The following is a 22,568-nucleotide window of genomic DNA, read 5'->3' as shown; positions in this document are numbered from 1 at the left end:
CCGATGGCTGGTATCGCTCAGCGAATCCGTGAAGCGCGTGACGTGCATGGCTGGTCCCAGGAGGAACTGGCTGCACATGCGGGCGTCTCGCGCCCCAGCATCGCCCGCATCGAACGTGGCGACGACGTGTCGACGGCGACCCTCGTGAAAGTCACCCAGGCGCTCGGCCTGGCCGTGGGGATCACGGAGGTTCGCGCGGAGCAGTAGGCGGCCCCCTTCACGCCCGACAAGGCGTGGCCGCCTCGTCCGGTCACGCCTCGTCGGTCAGGTGCCCACTACCTGCCGGTGTGCCTACAGTGGAACCTTGGGGAACGGACTTAAGGCCCACCTCCGTGAGTTGCGCCGACGACCACGAAGAGTACGTGCGTCGTCTCCGCTCGGTCAGAGGCGTTCCACAGGTGGGAGCGCGCCACTGCCGTGGCGACGGCAGACGCCCAGCGCCAAGCCGTCCGGGGAGAGGCTTCAGTTCTGCCGTCTACCGTTCTCCCGCAACCAGGACTCAAGCCCTTGCGGCACCCCGGTGTCGTCGATGTTCGCCTGCTCGCCGGCAGCGACGAGCCACTCCTGGTGAGCCGTCGGCAGGGTCGCCGCCGTGGCCTCAACGGCGTACGCGCACTGCACGGTGTCGGCCAGGTCGCCGCCCAAGGCGGCCTGGCGCGCGGCAGCCAGCGTCAACCCGACACGGTCGGCCGCATCACGTAACGTGTCCGCAGCACGCATCACGACTTCCTTGAGCGCAGCGGTGAACTCGCGGCGCACCTCGTCGGGAGTCGCGTCCGGGCCGTTGTCGCCAAGGTGGTCCAGAACGCTTCGCGTCGCCGTCGGCTTCAGCAGCGCGGTCGAAGGGGACACGGGAAGTAGGTCCCGTTCCTCGATACCCACACCATGGCCTGCGGCGAGGCCTGCCTGGGCTTCCTTCAGGACCGCGAGCTTGATCGCGGAGATCGCTGCCCCACGGGCCGCTGCCGCCACCTCGTCGACCGCACTCGCCACAGCAGCGGCGTCGGTCTCCGCGAGACCCTCATCAAGAGCACGGCATGCCTCGTCGATGGCCACCGACCGGTTGTCGAGGTCTTCCTCGAGGAACGCGACGTTGTCGTCGACGAAGGTGTCGGTTCTCTGCCAGTCCGGCACGCAGCACTCCCCTGTAGGCATCGATCGCGAGAGTTGAGCAGCCCCAGGCTGCCGCGGCAACACCTTGGACCCTCCAGATGACCGGCGCGCAGCGGGCCATCCACAGTTGCTCGCTCGGCACCCTACCGACCGCCCCGTCCGACGGGCTGCGCGAACACGCCCGCCAGGTCCCCCACCTGGGGTTTTCTTCCTGGTAGACAGCCTGTCGTGACGACGAAGCCGACCATCGCCGACCGGATCCGAGACGATGTCGCCCTCGTCGACAGCACCCACCAAGGCGCCCTGATGCTCCTGCACATTCTGAGAAAGCGCCGCGACGCAGCAACCGACGAGCTGGAGCGCGACTGCTGGCAGGCGCCGATAGACGTCCCCAACGAGGCCGACCGCGCGGTGCGACGTGTCCTGCCTAAGCCGCCCCTGAGGATCCTCGCGCTCCAGGACCGCTGGATTGCCGAGATCAACCAGCTACGCGCCGACGAGCCGGTGCCGTAGTCCCAGCGGCGCCTGCGCACGCGCTACCGAACCGCCACCTGACCCAGTTCGCAGAGCACGTCCGATGAGGGGGACCGAGCGTGTCATTCTACAAGTCATCGCGAGCGCTGGACGAGATCGAGACCGGCCGCATCAAGGAGACGACCAAGTCGTTCGGACTGAGCAAGATTCTGACCGGCAGCATTAGTCGAACCGTCGAGCCCGGCTTTCAGGACCAGGTGGACTACGCGCTCGGTCGCAGCAGAAAAAAGGGCCGCGCGGTGCTCACCGATCCCTGGGACACCGTCGAGGAAGGGCAGATCCTCGATCTGCACCTGAGCGCCCTGTACTCGGGGATCATGCCGTTCCTCAGGTTCGGCGACATCCGCCGCGGCGAGAACATCAGTGTCGCGGCGTTCTGGGCCCACGGGTACGTCGCGCCGTTCCAGCAGCCCAGCGGCTTCCCCGATGGCCAGGACGCAGCTGGTCTACATCTTGTACTCGTTGGTTCGCTCGACAACGTCTGCCGGGCGAGTTGGGCGTCGGAGGTGCCGGATGCGGTAGGACATGAGTACCCGTCCGATCCAGGATTCCTCTCCTCGTTCATCGCGGCAGAACTCGGGCTCGACAGCCCGCACGTGCGTCAGCACATCTATATGAACGAGAAGAGCCAGAACCTCGAACCCGGGGACCGCGCCGCGTTCGCCTGGCGGGAGACCTCACGTGCCTCGAAGGGGCGTGCAGTGTCAGGACCCGACATCTGGATCCGTCAACACCACCCCGCTACCCGGGTCGTGGCAACCGTCGTCGACATCACGCCCGATCCCGTCGAAGGCGCCGAACGGGTCGTCCTTGCGCGCCCGGTGCTCATCCAGGACCTTGCATGACCGGCCGACCGACCAACGGAGGGTCGCCCGGTCCGAAGGGCGAGGCGGACTGGGACACACCGAGCGCTCAAGAGAACATGGAGTACCTCCTTGCCGAGGTCCGCGCCGGCCGGCCACAGCTGATACGTGACGCGGGCGAGCTGGATGTCCGTGTCTCCCTGTCCGACGGCGGCCCCGACGCCCCCGAGCCGCTGGGGCTGTCGTACCTGCTCACAGGTCGCGCCAACGCAGAGGCTCTTGAGCAGGCCATCCAGCAGTGGTACGAGAGCCGCTACCCGGATCCGACGAAAACCAGTCCGGCCATGAGGCACCTGCCACCGAACCTCGCTGGCGACGTCGCGCTCTGGATCAAGCGCGAGCAGGGAACAATGGCACTAGCGATGCACGTCCTCGTCTACGTCATCGCGCTCCGCAACGCACAGGACGTCCTCGAGCTCCCCCGTTCGACCGCAAGCGCCGTCGCTGCCGGACTCGACCTGACGACGAGCGGCATACTCATCGATGCCCAGACCGCCCAGGAGCTCACGCACCTGGTCTGGAGCATCGACTGGGGCGAAGACGCGGCCGAGACCGTCGTCGGCGACGACTGGGGACACATCAGCCGACGGGGTGACGGCCCTAAACCCGTCACGTGAGGACCGTAGCGCTCAACCCGCAAGGGCACGGCGTGTCGACGCTGGCACGCCCCGGTGCGACCCTCCGGGGTCAGTTACAGACAGGGGCCGGTGGTGGTCGTCGTTCGGGCGGGCGGTCCCGGCAGCGGGCCCAGACTACCGGCTCGGGCATCAAGGGCGGCGCGTTCGTCGTCGGGCATCGGCCCGGCCGCCTGCGGGATCCCGCCGGGCAGGATCCGAACGCGGCCAGGGACGGGGTTGCTGGTGGCGCGGGCGAGCCGGTGCTTGAGGACGGCGCAGACGTCGTCGGCTCCCAGCAGCGTGCCGTGGGCAGCGACGGCGGGCAGGGCGCGCTCGACGTCGTGCCCGTGGGCCTCCGCCCGGCGGAGCTCGCGGCAGAGCGGCCCGAAGGCGTCCGACGTGATCGCCGTGGCTGCTTCATCTTCGGTCAAGCGGCCCGCGCCGGTGAGAGCTCCGAGGATCAGCCGGGTCCAGCGTGGGCGCTGGGCGTGGTCGGCGAGGTGCTCGTACTCGGTGATGAGCCGTTCGCGGCTCGCCCACTTCTCGCGCTCCTCGCGCAGGGTCTCGTGTGCCGAGAGCTCCGCGCCGGTGCGTGCGAGGACGCGGTAGAGGATCGCTCGGGCGGTGGCGGCTTCGGCGGGTGGGGTGTGGTCGTCGTCGGGCAGGTCGGTGGCGACGTAGGCGTGGTTGGCGTACCGGCCGCGGGTGAGCGCGACGTAGAGGTTCTCCCGGGCGGTCTTGGCTGTGACGACGACGTGGCCGGTGTCCACGGTGAGTCCCTGGGCGCGGTGGGCGGTGACGGCGTAGCCGAGGTCGAGGTGGTCGACGACGTACCGGGCGGGCAGGACTACCGCGGAGCCCAGGCGGACGCGCCCTGCGGTCGACTTCAGGCGTCGGGCTTCGACCGCGCCGTCGCGGCGGACGCCGGTGATCTGCCAGCGGTCACCGTTGCGGACGAAGCCGCCGCGGAGCGTGACAAGGCCACGGGCGTTGCGGCGGGTGATCACGATGTCCCCAGGGGAGGCCTCGGGACCGTGGGCCAGGGCGACCGCGCGTCTGGGGTCGACGAGCCCGGCGAGGATGCGGTCGGCGCGGGCGCGACGGTTTAGGTCCGCGACCGTGGCGGCCGCGTCCGCGATCAGGACTGACGCGCGTCCACCTTCGAGGTCTAGCGCCCAGGCGGTGTAGGCGGCGTCGAGCGCTTCGTCGTGGGCGCCTTCGTGGATGCGGCCGTGGTCGTCGTAGGCGGCGACGGCTTCTGGTAGGCCCGCACGCAGGGACTTTGATGCTTCCTTTTCCCACATGTGGACGAACCTGTGGATATCGGTGAGCGTGGGTGCGTCGGGGCGGGCATGGACGAGCATGCGGAACGCACCGCCGGCGTCGACGGCTTGGAGCTGAGCCGGGTCGCCTACGAGCAGCAACTTGGCGCCAGCCGCGTGGGTGGCGTCGGCGATTGCCGTGAGGGTGCGGGTCCCCGCGAGGGTCGCCTCGTCGACGATCACGAGCTGTCCCCTGCTCAGCCGAATCGGGCCCTGGGCGGTCTCGTGGAGCAACTTGGCGGTGGTCTCCGCGCGGAGGCGGATGTCGTGGCCGAGGACCTTGGCGGCTGCCGCAGACGGCGCGAGTCCGATGACGGACTGACGGCCGTGGGCCCCGGTCCAGGCCCGCACCAGGGCACGCATCGTGGTCGTCTTGCCGGCGCCCGCCGGTCCGACGAGCAGGTCGACCGTCCTCCGAGATCTGGCGACCGCGGCTACCGCGCGGGCTTGTTCGGCGGTGAGGTCCCGTCCGCGATCAGGTCGCCCGACGGCGGCTGCGATCTCGTTCAGGCTGACGGCCGGCGCACGCAGGTCGTCGGCGAGGTCCAGGAGCCGTTGCTCGGCGTCCCACACCTCCACCGAGGTGAACACCCTGTGGTGGCGCGGGCGGAGGCGGGAGGTTCCGTTCTCGCGTTGCAGCACGGGTGGTGTCGGTGCGAGTTCGTCGGGGGTGAGCGGGATCGATCCCGCCTCGGCCAGGTCGACGATCCGCGCGGTGACACCTTCGCGATCGTGTGCCGTGGCGAAGCGCCAGCCGAGGGTCTGCCGGGAGGCTTCGGCCCAGAGGTTCCAGTGGGTCCAGACCGACTTCTTGTCCGACACCACGGCAAGGGTCTGCGCCGCGGCCTTCTCCACCGCTTCCGCGGGAGCGTCGTCGGCGCGGAACACCGGCGCGGCGCCCTGGGTCGTGAGGCGACGGGCAAGCCCTACCGGGTCGCCGTCGGGCACGAGCGTGGCGGCGCGGCGCCGCCAGGCATTGGTGAGGTCGTGCAGCGAATGCAGGACCTTCTCCGGACGGGTCGCCAGCGTGGCACGCGCTCGGAGCCGGCCGATCATGGTGCGGGTCGGGCGACGGCCGTGGCTGGCGACGTAGTCGTCGATGAGCTCGTCGGTGCACGCGTTGATCTGCGCCGACCGGGACGAGAACTCCTCGATGAGGTCCTCGCTGATCCCGGCGATCTCCCACTGCAGGGTGCGGTCCGCGCCGCGGCCGCGAAGTTCCCAGCCGACGCCGAACGTGGCGGTGAGCCGGTCGCGCAGAAGCGCGTCGTAGTGCGCCGACAGAGCGACCGTCGCGGCGAACAGCGGCTGAGCGTCCAGGGTGCGCCAGACACCGTCGACGATCGTGCGGACCCTGTTCGAGACGACGGCGTGCGTGTGCAGCTGCGGGTCGTTGGAGCGGGAGTCCCAGTGGTCGAACGCCGCGACGATGAGGCCGGAGATGTCTGCCTGCTCGATGCCCTGGACGCCGCGGCGCGTCGCGCCGACGTGCCGCTCGAGCAGGTCGAGGGTCTCGCGGACGGCGGCGTGGTGGGCTTCGACGATCCGGGCCTGGGTGTTGGCGTCGGCCATCGCCCACAGAACGCTGACGGACTTCGGGACCGAGAACGTGAGGTCGAACCCCGCAACCGCGTGCTTGTCGCCGGCGCGGTACTCCTCGGACTCGATGACCGCGACGGCACACGCCCGCTCGACCTCGCTGAGGTTCGGATCGAGGTCGGCGATGCGCTCAGCGATCCGCTGCACCGCGGGCTTGTACTCCGCGTAGTCGCGCCCCAGCGGCGAGCCGTTGAGCGGATTACGCCCGGCGCCGACGAGACGCTTGAGCTGCTCCTCGGTGACCAAGTCGCCTTCCTGGAGGGCGAACCCTCCTCTCGCGAGGTCGGCGACGGCCGATCCAAGCCAGAACCCGGGCGGCGTCCCGGCCTCCAGGTAGTAACGGGTGACCCTGTCGGGGGCCGCGCGATCGCCGTCGCCGCGAGCGACCGAGCGCAGGAGGTATGCATACCCGTGCCCGGCACTGACCTTGCGAATCGACATCGTCATGGCACACCTCCCACAACGGAGGTGCGTCGGCCATGTCAGCCACGGCACAGCCAGGCACAGACACCTCTAGGCCTGAGTGCAATCGGTGTGATGCTTGCTCTGGTGGTTGGGCTGGTCGTCGTGGCTCGTCTGACGTCGTGGTCGTGATGTGACCATTGTCTAGATCTGTTGGCCTGCTGGTCTGCGTCCGTTGTGATCTTGGATCTGGTCAGTCTGGTCTCGGTCGTTCTGCATCGTGACTGCTGTGACGCTCCACAGGCATGCGAAAAGCCGGGCCGTCGCTGGTTGCGACGGCCCGGCCTCGCTGCGGTGGGTCAGGCGCTCGTTGCCGCCGTCACCGGGGTGTCGGCCTGCTTGACGGGCGCGTTCTTCGGCGCCGTCGCCTTCGCCCTGGTCGCGTTCGTGCGCGGGGCGGGCCGGTTCGCGGTCGGGCCCGGCTCGGGCTGCGGCTGCTCGCCTCGGGCGATCTGCTCGACGGGCGAGAGCGTGTACCCCCAGGACTCGAGAGCGGTGAGGTAGCGGCGCTCCGCTCCGGTGCGGCGCCAGGTCTGGACACCGGTGCGGGCCTCGATCGCGGCCAGGACGAGGACGAGCGTGATGTGCTGGGCCCGGGCCGGGCCTGCCTTGGCGATCAGGTCCCGGATCCTGTCGCGTCCGCCGAGCGTGCCGGGGATGCCGAGCCAGCCGGCCGCGAGCGGGTGGCCCTCGGTGCTGGCCGACTCCAGGGAGTGCGTGTCGGTCACCAGGGCGGTGGCGATGAAGGTCGCGGCGTCCTTCGGGGTGGTCTTGCGCTTGGCGAACCCGGCCAGCCACTCGCGGCGGACGGTCTCGGCCGACCGCCACGCGGCGTTGTTCTCGACGACCTCGGCCCGCTCGGCCTTGGCCTTCGCGGCGGCCTCCACGTCGACCGGGGTCCCGGGCGTGGTGCCGGGCGTCTTGTGCTTGTTCGCCTTCCACGCGTCGCACACGAACACGGTGGCGACCTGCCCGTCCCAGGCCTGGCGCAGGAACGCGGCGTGCCCGGGGCAGGCCTGGTGGGACTTGGGGGTCAGGGCGTTGCCGTCCGCGTCGGTCAGGCTTTCCAGCGGCTTGACGGTCTTGTCGCCCTGCGCGGGGACCGAGACCTGCCGGACCCCGGCGTCCTTGAGACCCTGCTGCGCGGCGGCCAGCTTCGCCTCGCGGTCGCGCTGGTCGCGCAGCCGCTGGGCCAGGTGGCCGAACTGTCCGGGGTCCTTGACCGCAGTCGCGGTGAGGCTCTTGATCGCTTCGTCGTCGCCCTCGAAGGTCGCGATCACGGCGGCCTGGTCCAGGGTCAGGTCGTACTTCGTCTGGACGGCGGTGGCGACCTTCGACGCGGCCACGCCGAGCGCGGTGGTCACCGTCTCCTTGGCGTGGCCGGTCTTCTTCGCGATCTGCGCGGCCGGGACGCCGAGCAGGGACAGCTGCTGGAACCCGGCGACACGGTCCGCGTCGCGCAGGGCGGCGCGGGCGTCGTTCTCCACGACCTGCTCGATGATCCTGCGGGCCTGGTCGCCGTCGGCGTCCACGATCCTGGCCGGGATCGTCTCCAGCCCGGCCTCGATCGCCGCCAGCGTGCGGCGCTGCCCGGCCCGCACGAGCAACTGCCCGTCGGTGGTCCGCTGGACCAGGATCGGGACGAGCACCCCGTGCTCGCGCACGGAGTCGATGAACTCGGGCGTGAGCCCGGCGTCGGAGCGCACGTTCGTCTCGATGGCGAGCGCGCGCGGGTCGAGGTTGGCGAACTCGGTCGCCGTCTCTACGGTGGGGTGGGACATGATCGGCTCCTTCTACCCGAAAGCCCTGGGGATTTTCCCCTGGTGCTTTATCCCATTCTATTTCATCAGTTGTCGGCTGGCAACATTTGCCGCGTGATTGTGCCGACTTATTCGGGATCTCTTATCGCGCCGAAAGCGGCCAATTCCTCGCGCGTCCCGACTCTGGTTCCCGGTACGGCGCGGGCGGCGCGGGCCACCACGGCGCGCCACCATCCCGGCCCGTAGTCGGTAAGATCGGGCGACCCGCCGCCCACCAGTCCCTGCTCCCCGGAAAGAATGACGTACGGCGATCGCATTTCTTTCAGAGAGTCGATCAATGAATTCACTGCGCTATCCGTCGCATTCTCTATCGCGCGAAGATCATCGCGCACGCGGAACGGCACCGGGTCTTTCCCGATCTCCCAGCGGCGCACCGTGTCCTCGCGCACGGCCAGGGTGCGGGCCAGCTCGGCCCGCGACATTCCGACGTGCAGTCGCGCGATCTGCAGCTCGGTGCCGGTCATCCGTGCACTCTCGGGATGGCGGGCCTGGGCTGCCGGGTCGGTGACGTGGGACGGCGCGTCGTCGGTCATTCGGCCAGGGTAGGCCGATTCGACAGCCCGCGGGCGAGCAGGACCCCCTCACGGAGAGCTCAGCCTGCGGGCTTTGCGATGGTTCCTCGCCGAGAATTACTGCTCGGCGAGGAACCCGCAAGACCTTCAACCAGATCGTTGAACGTCTCCGTCCTGTCCTACCGCCGCCGCGTGGCAGCGGATCGATCTTCAGAGGCTGGCTCCGATGAACCGCAAGGTGCGGCGGATCAGCTCAGCCGCTGCGCTGCAGCCCTGAGGCGGGCGAGTGTCGCTTCCCGCCCCAGTACCTCCATCGACTCGAACAGAGGCAGCCCCACCCTCCGGCCCGTGACCGCGACACGGACCGGCGCCTGGGTTTTGCCCAGCTTTAGCCCGCGGCCCGCGCCGAGTGTCTCCAGCTCCGTCTTGAGTACGTCCGCCGTCCACTCGACCTCGGAGTACCGCTCGATCGTGTCGGCAAGGATGCCAGCGGCATGCTCGGAACCCATCGCCTTGGACCATGCGTCCTCGTCGGACACCGGCTCGCCAAGGAACAGGAAGTCGACCATCGGCACAACCTCGCCGAGCAGCACGATCCTGGTCTGCACCAGCTCGGCCACAGCCGCGAAAACCGCGGGGTCGTATGCCTCAGCGGGCCACGGGGCCTTGTTGGACACGAGCCACGGCTGGGCCGCCTCGATGAAGCCGTCCAGCGGCAGGGCGCGGATGTAATCGCCGTTGAAGGCCCGCAACTTTTTGACGTCGAAGAACGCCGGGGACGGGTTGACATCCTCGAGCTGGAACTCGGCCACGATTTCGTCCCAGGGGACCATCTCCCGGTCGCCCGATGGCGCCCAGCCGAGCAGCATCAGGTAGTTTCGCATCGCCTCGGCCAGATAGCCCTCGGCGCGGAAGTCCTCCAGCGCGACGCGGTCGCGCCGCTTGGACAGCTTCTGGCGAGCCTCGTTCACCAGCACGGGCGCGTGGGCCCAGATCGGAGGCCGCGCACCCAGCGCTTCCCAGATCAACTGCTGCTTGGGCGTATTCGGCAGGTGCTCCTCGGCACGCATGACGTGCGTGATGCCCATGATCATGTCGTCCACGACGTTCGCCAGCAGGAACACAGGCGACCCGTCACCGCGGGCGATCACGAAGTCCTCGATTAATGCGTTCTCGAACTCCGGCTTGCCACGCACCAGGTCGACCACCACCGTGGAGCCCACGTCCGGCGTGCGGAACCGCACGGCCCGTCCCTCGGCGGCTTCCATCCCACGGTCACGGCAGAAGCCGTCGTATCCCTTGTGGCTCGACCCAGTCCTGGCAACGACGTCGTCGCGGGTGCAGTCGCAGTAGTAGGCGCGGCCGTCCCTTAGGAGCTTGTCAATCGCCTCGCGGTGCTTGCCCACGTAGTCCGACTGGAACAACGGACCCTCGTACTGCGAGTCGTCGATCCCGAGCCAGGCCATCGCGTCCAGGATGCCCTGCACCCATTCCGGCCGGCTGCGCTCGGCGTCGGTGTCCTCGATCCGCAGGACCAGTGACCCACCCGATTGACGCGCGAACACCCAGTTGAACAGCGCCGATCGAGCGTTCCCAACGTGGAACATGCCGGTCGGCGAAGGCGCGAAGCGAACGCGGATCTCGGGACTCGTCACGGAGCCAAGGTTAGCTTTCATCGTTCCTGCAGAACCCTCCTGATGTGGCCGGAATCAGCCGGTCGTGTGGCCAGCGAACGATCTCGTGGACCACGACGAATCGCGCGGTGACCATCTCGTAGTTCAAGCGCGGAAGCACCTGTACCGAACGGCGCGCTCGTTCGTTCACGCGGTCCGAGACAGGGGCTTGAGTTCGAGCAAAGGGTGACCGGCCCATAAGTTGGTCGATCGTCCGGTCAGACACATCTCTTCGCCGGAACAGCCAAAGAGCGGATCCGCGTCGTGACTCAGTCCCCCGTCACGGCAAGGAGCTTGGCGCGATCAAGCGCCAGATTCAGCGTGCCGCCGGTTTCGAAGTTGGCCGGGCCGATGTCGAGTCCCCCTTTTGCGGTCAAGGTGATTGTGGTGACCTGAGAGTTGGCGACGGCCTCACCCTTGTAGGTCACCTCGAGATCGGTGTTCCGTTCCGCCGACGTCACCGGCGACCCATCGACGCCTGGTCCGCCTGGTCCGCCTCGTCCAGAACGTCGTCGACCATGCGGTGCCCGAGGCGCTCGAAACTCTCATCGCCGATCTCGTACCCCCAGACCGCCGTGCCGATCGCCTCACGGACCAGGGTGCGGAACCAGGCGTCCGGGTCGCGTGGGTCGCGTCCGTACCCGTCGAGGAAGGCCGTCTCCAGCTCTCGGTGGCCCGGGAAGTTCTTCACGGCGAGGCGGACGAGGTCCGTCCACGCCGGGCGCAGCGCCGCGCGCCCGAAGTCGATGACCTTGACGACACCGTCGTCGGTCAGCCAGTTGCGCGGCTGCCAGTCGCCGTGCGTCGGCACGATTGTCACCGGCGGCGTCTCGAACGAGCCGACGACGTCCCGCAGCCGGGCCACCGTGTCGGCCGGGAGGCGGTGCGACCGGTCGAGCCGCGCGAGCGAGCGGGCGTTCTCCGCAGCCTCCCACTGGTCGTCGACGAGCGCGCACTGCGCGTGGAACACCGCGAGGAGCTCACCGGCCTGCTGGTACACGTCCGGGTCCGTCTCGTGCCGCGTGCCCAGTACCAGGTCGCCGGGCAGGTACCGGGTGAGGAGCAGATTCGCGTCGGCGTCGTGCCGCACTGCGACGGGTGCGCGGCCCGTCGAGGTCCACGGGTGCGCCCAGTGCTGGTGGGCGTGGATCTCTCGGCCGATCTTCACGTCGGCGGGGCCGGCGGCCTTGACGATGAACCGGCCACCGTCGGTGGTGGCGACCTCCAGGACGGTCGTCTGGTCGTAGCCCCAGCTGTGGTCGCGCACGACGACGGCATTCGGCAGCCACGCGGCGAGCAGCCCGCGCTGGCGTTCGTCGAGTGCCGTCGTGTTCGCGATCGGTGTCGTCACGCTCGACCCGCCTGGGGCCAGCTGATCGTCAGCGTGCCGTGAGGGCGGGGCAGGAGGGCCACCGACGGCGGGGTGCGGGGAAGCCCGGCGCCGGAGGGCCACCACTGGTACAGGGGCTCGCTACCGCGGTGCTCGGCGTCGTAGGCGCGCACGGCGGCCGCGAGCCGGCCGGCGAGGCGGTCGGCCTCGGGCCCCTTCGCGACGGCGCCGATCTCACTGAGTTCGCCGTCCGCGGCGGGCCGCGTGGTGAGTACGGTGAACGAGGCGCCGTCGGCGAGGCCGGGGAAGAACGCCTTGGCGTGGCCGAGATCCGTCCGGTCGGCGGCCTGGACCTGACAGCCGCCGGGCTGCACCAGGACCCACGTGAGCAGGTCGGACCACTCCTCGCCGTCCGCGTAGGTCACGCCGGACCAGGCCTCGACCGGGCTGGTGGCCAGGACGTCGTCGGACACGGCGAGGTCTGGCGGGAAGGTGTCGTCGAACCGGAACGTGACCGGGCTGCCCGACGGGCTGGTGAGCGTGACGGCCGGTTCATCGTAGTGGTCGATGCCCTGCATGGGCACGAACCCGCCGATCACGACGGACTCGGCCACCAGCCGGTCGCTACGGCGGTGGAACCCCAGCACGCGCTGGCTGTTGGGGGCGAGCTGGAAGGGGACGACGAGGATGCCGTCGTCGGCGAGCTGGTCGAGCCACACCTCCGGGACGGTGCGTGCGGCGACGGTCACGATGATCCGGTCGAACACGCCGCGGTCGAGGGGCAGGCCGGCGTCGGCGGTGATGACCTTGACCCGGCCGGTCAGGCCCAGGTGCTCGAGCCCGGTTCGGGTGCGGGTGGTGACGCCCTCGTCGATGTCGACGGTGACGACCTCTCCGCCGGAGCTGACGATGTGGGCCAGGAGGGCGGCGAGGGGCCCGCCAGATCCAATCTCGAGTACTCGCATCCCGGCTTCGACCTGTGCCTGGGCGAGGTTGCGGGCGTGCAGGAGTGGGGCGGTCAGGGACGAGAGCGTCTTGCCGTCCGCGCCGAAGCGGGTACGGACCTTGTCGTGGATCAGGTACGGCTGTTCCAGGGGCGTCCCCGGCGGGCAGAACACCTCGCGCGGAACGGCGCGGAACGCGGCCTCGACGACCGGGTCGGTGATCGCGCCGTCATGGAGCAGTTCGGCCACCATGCGCTCGCGCAGGGACTCGGCCGTGACAGGGGTCGTGTCGGTCATGCGGGCTCCAGGGGCGCGGGGAGGTGGAGGTTGTCCTCCAGGTGCTGGAGAGAAGTGGTGCCAGGGATCGGGAGGACGTTCGGCGCGAGGTCCAGCAGCCAGCGCAGCGCGACGCCCGCGGACAGGGAGATGACGCCGGCGGCGAGCGGTGCGTACGGGACGAACGCGATGTCGTTCTCGATGCAGTGGTCCAGGACGTCGTCGTCGCCCTCGAGCATGTTGAACTTGTTCTGCACCGCAACGATCGGGGTGATCTCCCGGGCGGCCTCGATCTGCTCGACGGTGACCTTCGACAGGCCGAGGTGGTGGATCTTGCCCTCGTCCTGGAGGTCGGCGAGGACGCCGATCTGGTCTTCGAGCGGGACACGCGGGTCAACCCGGTGCAGGTAGTACAGGTCGATCCGGTCGACGGCGAGGCGGCGCAGGCTCATCTCGACGCACTGACGCAGGTACTCCGGTCGCCCGACGGGGGCCCACCGGTCGGGTCCCTGCCGGGTCAGGCCGCCCTTGGTCGCGATGACGAGGTGCTCGGGGTAGGGGTGCAGGGCCTTGCGGATGAGGTGCTCGACGGTCTCGGGTCCGTAGGCGTCGGCGGTGTCAAGGTGGTTGATCCCGAGGTCGACGGCCCGCCGCAGCACCGCTTTCGCACCGTCGATCTCGGCGGGGTGGTACCAGTGGCCGGGGCCGGTGAGCTGCATCGTGCCGTATCCGATGCGGTGCACGGGCAGGTCCCCGCCGATGGTGAAGGTGCCAGAGGCCGCGGCGGGGCTCGACGAATCCAGCGGTGTCGTGATGGTCATGCGGCCTGACCTTCCTTGGAGGTGAGTGCGTCGCGGACGTGCTGGTGCGCCAGTGCGGTGACGGCGTCGGCGGTCAGGTGCGTGGTGTCGATGCCGTGCACGACGGCGCCTGCCGCGGCCAGGTGGTCGGCGGCCTCGCGGTGCCAGGTGGCCTCGTCGCGGGAGGAGGTGTGCTGGTCCTGGTACCGGTTGTGCGTCCCGCGACGGGTGAGCCGGCGGCGGATGACGTCGTCGTCCGCGGTCAGGGCGAGCAGCACGTCCGGGGTCTGCGCGTGCTCGTTGAGCATGCTCAGGAATGTGGGGTCGACGCCGTCGAGCCGCTGCATCACCAGCCCGGAGGCGACGTACCGGTCGGTGATCACCACGGCACCGGCGGCAAGGCGCGGGGCGATCTCGTGGGCGAGGTGGTGGTACCGGTCGGCGGCGTACAGGCACGCCAGGGTGAGGCCGTCGGCGGTATTCGTCATGCCGCGGGCCAAGGATCCGATGGGGCCGTCCGAGGGTTCGGCGGTGCGATGGACTGTGTACCCCTCCTCGCCCAGACGGACCGTCAGGGCGCGGGTGAGCGTCGACTTGCCGACGCCGGACGGGCCGTCGATGGCGATGAACAGGGCGGTGCTCATGGCAGGTCGAACAGGCTCGGCGAAGCGGTCAGGTTCGGCGTCGGCCGCGCCGGGGCGCCCATGTCGAGGAGCGCGTCGAGCGTGAGCCCGCCCGCCGTGCTGGTGGCCAGGTCGACGAGCAACCGGGCCGTGACCAGGGCGTCGTAGTCGGCACGGTGCGGCCGCAGGCCGGCGGGCAGACCAGCGTCGAGGTGTCGGTGCTCGACGAGCGCGCCGAGCCGGTAGCTCGGCAGCCGCCAGGTCCGCCGCGCCAGCCGCAGGGTGTCGATCCGCTCCAGGGGCTGCCACCCGGGCAGGGAGCGGGTCAGGACGTCGAGGTCGACGTGCACGTTGTGCCCTACCACGACGGCGTCCTGCAGAACGGTGCGCACGTCGTCGGCGATCTGGTCGATGGTGGGCGCTGTGGCGACGTCCGCGTCGGAGATCCCGTGGATGGCGCGCGCCTGCCACGTGATCGGCGACGGCGGGCGTACGAGCCAGGTGCCGGGGCTGCCGACCTGCCCGGCCCGGATGGGCACGACGGCGAGCTCGACCAGCTCCGGGGGTCGGGCTCCGTTGCCCTCGACGTCGATGACGACGTAGTCGGCGTCGTCCCAGCGAGGTGCGCGGGTCATGACAGCACCTCCTGCTGTGCGGCGTCCCAGCCGACGTCGGCCCGCCCGTGCAGGCGGTGCTTATGGGGGTGGCGCTGGTCGTGAACCTGGAACCCGAGCCCGTGCTGCAGGAAGTAGCGCGGCTGCTCGTCCAGGCCGGCCACGATCGCCGCACGCTCGGTGATCTCCACGACCTCGACATCCTCCCGGCCCGGCAGGCGTCGCGCGAGGTCACGGATGTGATCAGCCGTCGGGACGAGATGCGCGTCCCCGCAGAACGCCAGCTGCTTGGCCGGGCAGATGTCGCACAGCTCGCGGATGCCGTAGTGCCCGTTGTAGTCCGGCACCTCGTGCGCGAACGAGACCGAGCACGACGTCTTGCGGAACAACGGACCGCCTCTCCCGTCGGCGAATGCCCCCAGCACCCGGCGCTCGAGCGTCTCGGGAACGATCTTGCGCCGCGCCGTGCCCGAGTACGGCTCCGGCAGCCCGTTGGCCTTGTAGTAGTCGGCGATCTCGTCCCGGTAGAACAAGCCGGTGAACACCGTCGCATGCGCGTGATGTGACAACTCGACCGCCTTGGCCAGATGCTCCGGAGAGTCGTTCAGGCCCGGCACCAACGGGCGCCAGTACAGGATGACCCGATACCGCTGAGCGTGGTCGAACGCCGTGCGGAGCGAAGCTTCGGCGATCGAGGACCGCACCGGCTCGATCCGCTCGTCCTCGATCCCGGAGTACGTGACCAGCAGCGTCAAGCGGATGTTCCGCAGCCGGTTGAGCCGCTCACAGTCCTCCGGGTCGATGCGGTACCGGGTGATCACCAGGACGTGGTTCGTCAGGCCGCGTGCGTCGAGGTCCTCCAGCACATTGAACAGGTGCTCCTTGACCCGTGGCAGGAACGGGTCGGTCGCCCGGTTGAACACCTGCACCGGCGTCCGGTCCGGCTGGAAGTACGGGTGGGACACGAGCGCCTCAACGGCCTCGGCGTCGGGCATTAGCGCCCGCGGCTGGCGCATGTCCCACACCCCATAGGTGTGCCGGATGCAGTAGGCGCAATCCAGCGGGCAGCCCTGGATGTGATTCAAAGACAGGCCAGACTTGCGGTACTCGACGACCTCGCGCGCCCGCTCTGGCAGGCGCTCGATCTGCTCACGGGATAGCAGCGGGACGGTGACAGGCACGGACGCCTCCCCAAGACGCTGGAACTCCGCGCATTGCCGGGCGGCGACACGCAGACCCACTCTCCGTCCCACCGCCTCGCTCGCCGGAGGGCATTCTGGACGGCAGGTTCCGGCAATCTGGAGCACGGCACTCCTCGTCTGTGGCGGGCGTCACTACCCTGGGCGTGGCAGTGATCTCCATTCGGCCCGAGGAAGGGGGAAACCGTGGCCAACGAGTACCTGCGCCGTTTGCGCGAGGCAACCCCGTCGCCGTCCGGCAGCGGCCTGCCGATGACGCGGGCCGAGCTCGCCGCCGCGGTCAACCAGTACATCTGGTCCACGACGGGCAAGCACTGCCACCTCGACGTCGACACCCTCGCCCGCTACGAACGCGGACTGATCCGCTGGCCAAGTGCGATGTACCGCGACGGGCTGCGGGCGGTTCTCGGCGCCCAGACCGATGCAGGTCTCGGTTTCTATCCGACACCTCGAGGAAGATCGACAGCTTCGCTGTCGAACCCTCAATCGTGGGCCGTGCCGCGAGATACAGACGCGGAGGACCCAGCGGCATCGACCGACATGGGCAGGGCGATGGCGTCATTGCGGCGGGTCCTCGTTTCATACCGGCCAGATCGGGTCGCCGGCTCCTCTCCAGACGCGGTGAAGCGGGGCGTTGCCGCCTCGTTCTCTGCGTACCAGGCAGGTCGCTACGAGGACTCAGCGCTGCGTGTCGTGGACGCCATGCGCGGGCTTCGCAACAACACCGACCTACGGGTGCGGGCCCTCGCGCACCAGATCGCCGCGATCGTGCTGACCAAGGCCGGGCATGCAGACATCGCATGGATCGCTGCCGACCGCGGCGTCTTCGCGGCAGAGGCCGCCGAAGACGCGCGCCTTCACCTGTCGTTGATACGAACCGCAGCCTTCGCAATGGCCGCCGGTGGCCACCACGCCGACGCCTTGACAAGCATCGACGCCGCGGCGCACGGGTTCCAGAGGCACATGGCCCAGACACCAGCATCGGCATCCGTCTACGGCACGCTGCTGCTTTCGGGCGCGGTCCTAGCCGCAGGCCATGGCAACCCGCGGCTAGCGAGCACGTATCTCGACGAGGCGCAACGCGCGGCAGACGTGAACGCCATCGACCGCAACGACCTGTGGACCGCCTTCGGGCCGACCAACGTGGCGATCCACCGCGCGAACGTCGCCGCAGCCCTCGGTGACATGGATGCGGTTCTCTCGGTCGGCGGAGCGTTGTCCGTTGAGCATCTGCCGGTGGAGCGCCAGGTGCGGCTACACCTCGACGTCGCCCGAGCTAGCCTCGCGGTCGGTGACCGTGAGGACGCCCTCGCTACCCTGGTCCGGGCTGAAGCCACAGCACCGTCGCAGGTCCGCCACCACCACATCACGAAGGACGTCGTGACCTCCCTGATCGCCACCGCGCAGCGCCGTCCGGGCGCAGCATTGACTCGCCTCGCCACGCTCGTCGGAGTCGCCCCATGAGCACCGACCCCACGGCCAGGTTCGCGACGCCACGCGTCGCAGCCGGCGCTCTCTTCGCCACCCATGACGCCGTGCTTCTGGTTCGCAAGACCTACGGCAACCGGTGGGACCTACCCGGTGGATACCTCGACATCGGCGAGTCCCCCGCTGCCGCATGCGAGCGCGAGGTACACGAAGAGCTCGGCCTCAAGCGCACCGCACGCCGAATGCTCGTCTGTGACTGGGCACCGAACCCCGGCGAGGGCGACAAGATCCTCTACCTCTTTGACTGCGGCACCCTCGGAGACGACGAGGACCGCATCGTCCTAGACCGCACCGAGCTCGACCACTGGCAGTGGGTCCCGATCGCAGAGATCGACCACTTCGCCATACCGCGCCTCGCACGGCGGGTTCGAGAAGCCCACACCGCCTGGCGCGAGGGGACGACCCTCTACCTGGAGCATGGCGCGCCGCGTTAGTGACCTTCCGGACCTCGTTCGCCCGCGAGTTTCGGGCTCGGTCTGCTATGCCCGGCTGTCGGGGTAGGGCACAGACTGCCGGTACTGCAGTTCATAGAGGTGCGCGCCCTTAATGAGGACGGAGACTTCGACGGGGCGGTCGTCGTCGGTCAGGACCGTGCGGAACTGACGCAGGACCGGCACGCCTGCGGGCAGGTCGAGGACCGTGATCTCCTCGCGTGTCGGAGGGCGGGCGGAGATCCGGTCGACGAACGCACGCTGCGGGGCTCCGAGGTCGGCGAGGACCTGCGGGGCGCCGCCGGGGATCTTGCCGGCTCTGGCCAGGGGCGTTCCGGTGGCGAGGTCGGCCGCGTAGTAGGAGATGGACAGCTCGACGGGCTGTTTGTCGAGGTAGAGGATGCGGCGGCGGCGGACGGCCTGTCCGGTCGGGTCGAGGTTGAGCGCCGTGGCGACGTCGGTGGGTGGGGTGAGGGTGGTGACGTCGAGCAGGTCGTAGCGGACCTTGCCGTCGGGTGGGAGGTAGGCGCCGACGTCGATGACCAGGGGCCGGTGCCCGCGGATGTAGACGCCCTTGCCGACGCGGCTGTCCAGGAAGCCCTCGTCCTTGAGGGACTTCAGCGCGCGCTGGATCGTGGCGTTTGCGGCGTCGAACCGGGCCATGAGCTGGGCGGTCGACGGGAGCTGGGCGCCCGGGGCAAGGTCTCCGCGCAGGATCTCCTCGCGCAGGTCGGCGGCGATCTGCTCGTGCCGGGGCCGGGCGTCGGTACCGCGGTTCACAGGGCGACCTCGTAGCGCAGCCGTCTCGAATCGGCAGGCGAGGTCATGAACGTGGCCTCGACCGGCACGTCGTCGTCGGACAGGATCACACGCGCGATCTCGAGCACGCACGCCGGCGCGGCAAGGCCCAACTCCTCGATCTCGGCCTGGGTCGCGAGGCGAGCCGTGACGTCCTCGACCGCTCGGCGTGGCGGGTACCCGAGCTGTGTCAGGTGCGAGACGGCGCCGCCAGGCACCTTGCGACGCTCGGCCAGCAGGGTGTCACCCGCGATCGCGGCCGGGTAGTACGAGTCGACGAGCTCGACCGGCCGCTCGTCAAGGAGCATCACGCGCGACCGCAGGACGACGGGCTCGCCCGCTTCGAGCCCGAGTAGCCGGGCGACGAGATCGGGTGCGGGCACCTCGCCGACGGCCACGAGCTTCTGCGTCCCGGCCCCGCCCTGCGCGGCGGCCTCGGCCGCCCAGGCGTCGCCCGGCTGCCCCGAGACGTAGGGCGCAGAGACGCTGACCCACTGCCTGCGGTCGCTCATCGCATGGCCCTCCCACGCCTCCTCGACGGTTCGATCGACGCGCCCACTGTACGCGGGCACCGGCCCGCGAAGACGAAGAACTGACATTGTCACCTTACGCGATAGGCAGTAAGGTGCCGAACGTGCGGCGGCCCGGTTGGGCGCCGCCGTCAGAATGCCGGACCGCAGATCGCTGAATGCCCTGCTCTGGGCCGCGACCCCGGCCGACAGTAGGCACCACCGATCACGGCGTGACCGGCTCGCCCCGCAGTTGGGCGCAGACCGCCGCGCGAGGAGGACCCATGAGACCGATGAAGCAAGGCTCCGAGTCGCTGGCCCGTGCCCTCGGCGTCGTCGTCGAGACATTGGCGAGGGTCGGCCTGGAGCGGATCGAGGCGATCACTCTGACCCGCAACCACATCAGCCTGCAGCCGGCGGACCTGGCCGAGGGGGAGCAGATCGCCAAGACGCTCGGGTGTGACTTCCCCCTGGACCACCGCATGCTCACCCCCGGGTTCACGGACTGGACCGGCGATGTCTCCGGCTTCGAGGTCCACGTCCGCGCCCAGCTGCGCCGCCCGATCGGAGCGGCGCTGTGAACGCGCCGGCACCGGTTGCCGTCGGGTACGTCTGCGGACGCGACGCCGCCAGCCTGGACCGACAGCGCGACGCGGTCACCGGGCACGCGCGCGAGGAGGGCTTCGCCCTGGCTCAGGTCGTGATCGACCGGTTCGACACGTTCACGATCAGCCAGGTCGTCCAGGCCGCACGCCTTCACGACGCCCGCGTGGTGATCATGCCCGCCGACGTGCGTCTCGCCTCGGTGCACCGACGGGTCCGACGCGAGCTGGAGCGTCACGGCGCGACGTGCGTGGTCGTCGGCGGCGGCAGCGGGGCCACGGTCCAGACCGGACGGCTCACCGAGGACATCCGGCGTCGGGAAGGCGCCCCCGCCGAGGCGGCGAGCCGATGACCAGCGTGCCTGACCGGGCGGCGGACCCGCTCCTGGTGGCCCTCGACATCGACGGCACGCTCGTCCCTGAAGGAACCTGCAACCTGCCCGACGTGACGCGGCAGGCGGTGGCCGACGTCGTCGGGGGCGGGCACCACATAGTCCTGGCCACGGGGCGGTCCCTGGTCGGCGTACTCCCCCTCGCCAACGCGCTCGGCCTCGACGGCGCGTGGATCGTGTGCTCGAACGGCGCCGTCACGGCCCGCCTGGACCGGACCTGGCCGTGCAGCTACCGGGTGGAGTCCTGCCAGACCCTCGACATCGAACCGGTACTCAAACTGGCCCGGCGCCTATGCCCCGCAGTCCGGATCGCTGTCGAGGAAGTCGGCTGGGGCTACCACGTCTCCGAGCCCTTCGGACCAGACCAGGTCAACGGGCGCCAGCTGGTCGTCTCCGATGAGGACCTCACCGCCGAGCCAGCCCCGCGCGTGATCCTGTCCGCGCCGAGTGCCGCAGCGCTGCTGCTGGAACCCGTCCGGTCGCTCGGTGTGACGGTGAACCCCGCATCCTCGTCCTGGTTGGACGTGACACCACCTGGCTTGTCGAAGGCGTCTGCGCTCGAGACCGTCCGCCGGCGCCTCGCCGTCGAGGCCGAGCACACGGTGTTCGTGGGCGACGGTGTCAACGACATCGAGGCAATGGCCTGGGCCTCCCGCTCCTTCGCGATGGGGCACGCCCCCATGCTGGTGCAGGACACCGCCGACCACGTCACCGGGACGCTCGCCGAGCACGGCGCGGCGATGGTGCTCCGTGACCTGCTCGCCGCACCGGCCCGGGCCAGTGCGGAAGCACAGGCGCTGGCGGGAGCAGGCTCATGACCGACCCTGCGCTGCCGGTCGAGCTCGTCGAACAGGTCCTCGCCCTGGTCGAGGAGTGGCACCCGCGCACCCACCCGGTGGCGGTCCGGGTCCGCCTGGCCGGCGCAGGTCCGGCGCTGGCGTCCTGCGAGGTCTGGACCGGCGACGCCGACGCACTCCTGGCCCACCGTGCGGACCTTACGGCTGCCGTCGGGCGCACGATGCTCGACCTGGAACGCGCCCTGGTGTCCGTCGGGTACGTCTACGACCTCACCCCCGACGGGCGCCCGAAATACAGGTTCGACGCGAACGGCGGCGGCATCTACACCCTGGACATCGTGCGCCCCTGGTGACCTGCCTGCACAGGGTCGTCATCCAAGTCTTGCGACCGGGCACTTCCCCGACGCCTGGCCCGGTCGCGAGTGTCCCGCTCCTGAACGGCGGGACAGCGGGCCGGGACCATCCGGGGTCCCGGCCCGCCACCCCATCCGAGCGGAGGACGACGTGAGCGCACTGGCCGAAGACCGGGGCGCGCCCGCGTGTCGGGGTCCTCCGACCCGCACCTAGAGTGGAAACCATGCGCGCTCCCAGATTCCTCACGTGGCTGACCGACCTCCTCACCAGCGACCTGCCCGACGGCGTCACGCTCGTCAGCTGGACCGACGCCGGCGTGACCGGCGAAGCCGGCATGGAGCACACCACCGGCGTCGTCCTGCGGGCCCCGGACGGCGGCGCCGCGTACCTGCAGATCGTGCACGGCGGAGGCCGCTACGACGGCGAGGAGAAGATCGTCGAGGGCAACCCGCCCGCGCCGGTCGCGCCGGTCAGTCTGGTCGTGCAGCCAGGCGGCCAACTCCGGATGGTCGACGTCGAGGCATGGATCACGGCCGCGATCGTCAACAGTCAGTCACGCGAGCTGGCCACCGTCGAGCGGTACTCGACCCGGGAGAAGTCTGGAGCCCACCCGTTCGGGTTCAACATCACCTGGCACTCCGGTGCCTCCACGCACGCACACCTGCTCTACACCCTGCGTCCCGGCGAGCGTCGGGGCGCGGACACCCGATACCGAGTCCTGGAGACCGTCTGACATGTCGAAGTCCGTGATCTGCCCCGACTGCAACCAGCGCGGCGGGGTCCGCGACGGCAAGATCAACACCCACCAGAAGCCCGGCGGCGGCACCTGCCCCGGCTCGGGCAAGAGCGAAAGCTCCGGCCGGGAACCGCGCGACTGACACGCGAACCACCAGCGG

General features: G+C 69.9%; 26 protein-coding genes. 12 read left to right on the top strand and 14 right to left on the bottom strand.

Annotated elements, in window-relative coordinates; genetic code table 11:
• Positions 1 to 3 precede the first annotated feature (3 nt).
• Complete coding sequence (locus L1785_RS18755) at positions 4 to 207, top strand: helix-turn-helix domain-containing protein (protein WP_236090825.1); 204 nt, start codon at positions 4 to 6, stop codon at positions 205 to 207.
• Positions 208 to 462: 255 nt separating this feature from the next.
• Here L1785_RS18755 and L1785_RS18750 read toward each other — a convergent pair whose 3' ends face one another.
• Positions 463 to 1,134, bottom strand: a complete 672-nt coding sequence (locus tag L1785_RS18750) for a glutamate--cysteine ligase family protein (protein WP_236090824.1) — start codon at positions 1,132 to 1,134, stop codon at positions 463 to 465.
• A gap of 207 nt (positions 1,135 to 1,341) precedes the next feature.
• Here L1785_RS18750 and L1785_RS18745 point away from each other — a divergent pair, with 207 nt between their 5' ends.
• From L1785_RS18745 to L1785_RS18735, 3 genes are all read left to right on the top strand, one after another.
• Positions 1,342 to 1,626, top strand: a complete 285-nt coding sequence (locus L1785_RS18745) for a hypothetical protein (RefSeq protein WP_236090823.1) — start codon at positions 1,342 to 1,344, stop codon at positions 1,624 to 1,626.
• 80 nt (positions 1,627 to 1,706) lie between these two features.
• The gene (locus L1785_RS18740) at positions 1,707 to 2,492 is read left to right on the top strand and encodes a hypothetical protein (RefSeq protein WP_236090822.1); all 786 of its coding nucleotides are present in this window, start codon (positions 1,707 to 1,709) and stop codon (positions 2,490 to 2,492) included.
• Positions 2,489 to 3,127, top strand: coding sequence for a hypothetical protein (locus L1785_RS18735; protein ID WP_236090821.1), 639 nt, complete (start codon positions 2,489 to 2,491; stop codon positions 3,125 to 3,127). The genes L1785_RS18740 and L1785_RS18735 overlap by 4 nt, the downstream gene beginning before the upstream one ends.
• A 74-nt stretch (positions 3,128 to 3,201) precedes the next feature.
• Here L1785_RS18735 and mobF read toward each other — a convergent pair whose 3' ends face one another.
• The 11 genes from mobF to L1785_RS18680 all read right to left on the bottom strand — a co-directional run bounded on the left by mobF (position 3,202) and on the right by L1785_RS18680 (position 16,283).
• A complete protein-coding gene (gene mobF / locus L1785_RS18730; protein ID WP_236090820.1) occupies positions 3,202 to 6,495 on the bottom strand; it encodes a MobF family relaxase in 3,294 nt (1,097 codons plus the stop codon).
• Positions 6,496 to 6,809: 314 nt separating this feature from the next.
• Complete coding sequence (locus tag L1785_RS18725) at positions 6,810 to 8,291, bottom strand: ParB/RepB/Spo0J family partition protein (protein WP_236090819.1); 1,482 nt, start codon at positions 8,289 to 8,291, stop codon at positions 6,810 to 6,812.
• 107 nt (positions 8,292 to 8,398) lie between these two features.
• The gene (locus L1785_RS18720; protein ID WP_236090818.1) at positions 8,399 to 8,863 is read right to left on the bottom strand and encodes a helix-turn-helix domain-containing protein; all 465 of its coding nucleotides are present in this window, start codon (positions 8,861 to 8,863) and stop codon (positions 8,399 to 8,401) included.
• 227 nt (positions 8,864 to 9,090) lie between these two features.
• Entirely contained in the window at positions 9,091 to 10,497 is a 1,407-nt protein-coding gene (gene gltX, locus L1785_RS18715) for a glutamate--tRNA ligase (protein WP_236090817.1), read from the bottom strand.
• A gap of 287 nt (positions 10,498 to 10,784) precedes the next feature.
• Positions 10,785 to 10,976 carry a hypothetical protein gene (locus L1785_RS18710; protein ID WP_236090816.1) on the bottom strand — a complete coding sequence of 64 codons (192 nt, stop codon included), beginning with the start codon at positions 10,974 to 10,976 and terminating at the stop codon, positions 10,785 to 10,787.
• Positions 10,973 to 11,866 (bottom strand): aminoglycoside phosphotransferase family protein, encoded by an 894-nt coding sequence (locus L1785_RS18705; protein ID WP_236090815.1) that lies wholly within the window; start codon positions 11,864 to 11,866, stop codon positions 10,973 to 10,975. Before L1785_RS18705 ends, L1785_RS18710 begins: the two co-directional genes overlap by 4 nt.
• Positions 11,863 to 13,086, bottom strand: a complete 1,224-nt coding sequence (fxlM, locus tag L1785_RS18700) for a methyltransferase, FxLD system (RefSeq protein ID WP_236090814.1) — start codon at positions 13,084 to 13,086, stop codon at positions 11,863 to 11,865. Before fxlM ends, L1785_RS18705 begins: the two co-directional genes overlap by 4 nt.
• The gene (locus tag L1785_RS18695; RefSeq protein ID WP_236090813.1) at positions 13,083 to 13,886 is read right to left on the bottom strand and encodes an aldo/keto reductase; all 804 of its coding nucleotides are present in this window, start codon (positions 13,884 to 13,886) and stop codon (positions 13,083 to 13,085) included. The genes fxlM and L1785_RS18695 overlap by 4 nt, the downstream gene beginning before the upstream one ends.
• Positions 13,883 to 14,509 carry a dTMP kinase gene (tmk, locus tag L1785_RS18690; protein WP_236090812.1) on the bottom strand — a complete coding sequence of 209 codons (627 nt, stop codon included), beginning with the start codon at positions 14,507 to 14,509 and terminating at the stop codon, positions 13,883 to 13,885. Before tmk ends, L1785_RS18695 begins: the two co-directional genes overlap by 4 nt.
• On the bottom strand, positions 14,506 to 15,123 hold the full coding sequence (locus L1785_RS18685; protein ID WP_236090811.1) for a 3'-5' exonuclease: 618 nt from the start codon (positions 15,121 to 15,123) through the stop codon (positions 14,506 to 14,508). Before L1785_RS18685 ends, tmk begins: the two co-directional genes overlap by 4 nt.
• Positions 15,120 to 16,283, bottom strand: a complete 1,164-nt coding sequence (locus tag L1785_RS18680) for a radical SAM protein (protein WP_236090810.1) — start codon at positions 16,281 to 16,283, stop codon at positions 15,120 to 15,122. Before L1785_RS18680 ends, L1785_RS18685 begins: the two co-directional genes overlap by 4 nt.
• 204 nt (positions 16,284 to 16,487) lie before the next feature.
• Here L1785_RS18680 and L1785_RS18675 point away from each other — a divergent pair, with 204 nt between their 5' ends.
• Both L1785_RS18675 and L1785_RS18670 read left to right on the top strand, forming a co-directional pair.
• Positions 16,488 to 17,765, top strand: coding sequence for a hypothetical protein (locus L1785_RS18675; RefSeq protein WP_236090809.1), 1,278 nt, complete (start codon positions 16,488 to 16,490; stop codon positions 17,763 to 17,765).
• Positions 17,762 to 18,223, top strand: a complete 462-nt coding sequence (locus tag L1785_RS18670) for an NUDIX domain-containing protein (RefSeq protein ID WP_236090808.1) — start codon at positions 17,762 to 17,764, stop codon at positions 18,221 to 18,223. Before L1785_RS18675 ends, L1785_RS18670 begins: the two co-directional genes overlap by 4 nt.
• Before the next feature lie 45 nt (positions 18,224 to 18,268).
• On the opposite strand, the gene L1785_RS18665 is transcribed toward L1785_RS18670, so the two are convergent.
• Complete coding sequence (locus tag L1785_RS18665) at positions 18,269 to 19,000, bottom strand: GntR family transcriptional regulator (RefSeq protein WP_236090807.1); 732 nt, start codon at positions 18,998 to 19,000, stop codon at positions 18,269 to 18,271.
• The gene (locus tag L1785_RS18660) at positions 18,997 to 19,530 is read right to left on the bottom strand and encodes a GntR family transcriptional regulator (protein ID WP_236090806.1); all 534 of its coding nucleotides are present in this window, start codon (positions 19,528 to 19,530) and stop codon (positions 18,997 to 18,999) included. Before L1785_RS18660 ends, L1785_RS18665 begins: the two co-directional genes overlap by 4 nt.
• A 281-nt stretch (positions 19,531 to 19,811) precedes the next feature.
• Between L1785_RS18660 and L1785_RS18655 the strand changes: the two genes are divergently transcribed.
• The 6 genes from L1785_RS18655 (at position 19,812) to L1785_RS18630 (ending at position 22,550) form a co-directional block, all read left to right on the top strand.
• Positions 19,812 to 20,108: a hypothetical protein gene (locus tag L1785_RS18655; protein WP_236090805.1), complete on the top strand. Its 297-nt coding sequence runs from the start codon at positions 19,812 to 19,814 to the stop codon at positions 20,106 to 20,108.
• Positions 20,105 to 20,482, top strand: a complete 378-nt coding sequence (locus L1785_RS18650; RefSeq protein WP_236090804.1) for an RNA-dependent RNA polymerase family protein — start codon at positions 20,105 to 20,107, stop codon at positions 20,480 to 20,482. Before L1785_RS18655 ends, L1785_RS18650 begins: the two co-directional genes overlap by 4 nt.
• Positions 20,479 to 21,339: an HAD family hydrolase gene (locus tag L1785_RS18645; protein ID WP_236090803.1), complete on the top strand. Its 861-nt coding sequence runs from the start codon at positions 20,479 to 20,481 to the stop codon at positions 21,337 to 21,339. Before L1785_RS18650 ends, L1785_RS18645 begins: the two co-directional genes overlap by 4 nt.
• A complete protein-coding gene (locus L1785_RS18640) occupies positions 21,336 to 21,671 on the top strand; it encodes a hypothetical protein (protein WP_236090802.1) in 336 nt (111 codons plus the stop codon). The genes L1785_RS18645 and L1785_RS18640 overlap by 4 nt, the downstream gene beginning before the upstream one ends.
• A gap of 224 nt (positions 21,672 to 21,895) precedes the next feature.
• Positions 21,896 to 22,405: a hypothetical protein gene (locus L1785_RS18635; protein ID WP_236090801.1), complete on the top strand. Its 510-nt coding sequence runs from the start codon at positions 21,896 to 21,898 to the stop codon at positions 22,403 to 22,405.
• A 1-nt stretch (position 22,406) separates the two neighbouring features.
• Positions 22,407 to 22,550: a hypothetical protein gene (locus L1785_RS18630; RefSeq protein ID WP_236090800.1), complete on the top strand. Its 144-nt coding sequence runs from the start codon at positions 22,407 to 22,409 to the stop codon at positions 22,548 to 22,550.
• The last annotated feature ends 18 nt before the right edge of the window (positions 22,551 to 22,568 follow it).

The organism is Antribacter soli, assembly GCF_021568775.1.
Taxonomy (GTDB): domain Bacteria; phylum Actinomycetota; class Actinomycetes; order Actinomycetales; family Cellulomonadaceae; genus Antribacter; species Antribacter soli.
Note: the sequence above shows the minus strand (reverse complement) of the source record. Positions and strands in the feature narration are given on the sequence as shown.

Bases quoted from the DNA above. Each gene is read 5' to 3' on its own strand.
- tmk (WP_236090812.1), bottom strand. From the start codon at position 14,509: ATGAGCACCGCCCTGTTCATCGCCATCGACGGCCCGTCCGGCGTCGGC.
- fxlM (WP_236090814.1), bottom strand. From the start codon at position 13,086: ATGACCGACACGACCCCTGTCACGGCCGAGTCCCTGCGCGAGCGCATG.
- L1785_RS18640 (WP_236090802.1), top strand. From the start codon at position 21,336: ATGACCGACCCTGCGCTGCCGGTCGAGCTCGTCGAACAGGTCCTCGCC.
- L1785_RS18630 (WP_236090800.1), top strand. From the start codon at position 22,407: ATGTCGAAGTCCGTGATCTGCCCCGACTGCAACCAGCGCGGCGGGGTC.
- L1785_RS18660 (WP_236090806.1), bottom strand. From the start codon at position 19,530: ATGAGCGACCGCAGGCAGTGGGTCAGCGTCTCTGCGCCCTACGTCTCG.
- L1785_RS18645 (WP_236090803.1), top strand. From the start codon at position 20,479: ATGACCAGCGTGCCTGACCGGGCGGCGGACCCGCTCCTGGTGGCCCTC.
- L1785_RS18635 (WP_236090801.1), top strand. From the start codon at position 21,896: ATGCGCGCTCCCAGATTCCTCACGTGGCTGACCGACCTCCTCACCAGC.
- L1785_RS18755 (WP_236090825.1), top strand. From the start codon at position 4: ATGGCTGGTATCGCTCAGCGAATCCGTGAAGCGCGTGACGTGCATGGC.
- mobF (WP_236090820.1), bottom strand. From the start codon at position 6,495: ATGACGATGTCGATTCGCAAGGTCAGTGCCGGGCACGGGTATGCATAC.
- L1785_RS18685 (WP_236090811.1), bottom strand. From the start codon at position 15,123: ATGACCCGCGCACCTCGCTGGGACGACGCCGACTACGTCGTCATCGAC.
- L1785_RS18735 (WP_236090821.1), top strand. From the start codon at position 2,489: ATGACCGGCCGACCGACCAACGGAGGGTCGCCCGGTCCGAAGGGCGAG.
- L1785_RS18720 (WP_236090818.1), bottom strand. From the start codon at position 8,863: ATGACCGACGACGCGCCGTCCCACGTCACCGACCCGGCAGCCCAGGCC.
- L1785_RS18695 (WP_236090813.1), bottom strand. From the start codon at position 13,886: ATGACCATCACGACACCGCTGGATTCGTCGAGCCCCGCCGCGGCCTCT.
- L1785_RS18725 (WP_236090819.1), bottom strand. From the start codon at position 8,291: ATGTCCCACCCCACCGTAGAGACGGCGACCGAGTTCGCCAACCTCGAC.
- L1785_RS18670 (WP_236090808.1), top strand. From the start codon at position 17,762: ATGAGCACCGACCCCACGGCCAGGTTCGCGACGCCACGCGTCGCAGCC.
- L1785_RS18655 (WP_236090805.1), top strand. From the start codon at position 19,812: ATGAGACCGATGAAGCAAGGCTCCGAGTCGCTGGCCCGTGCCCTCGGC.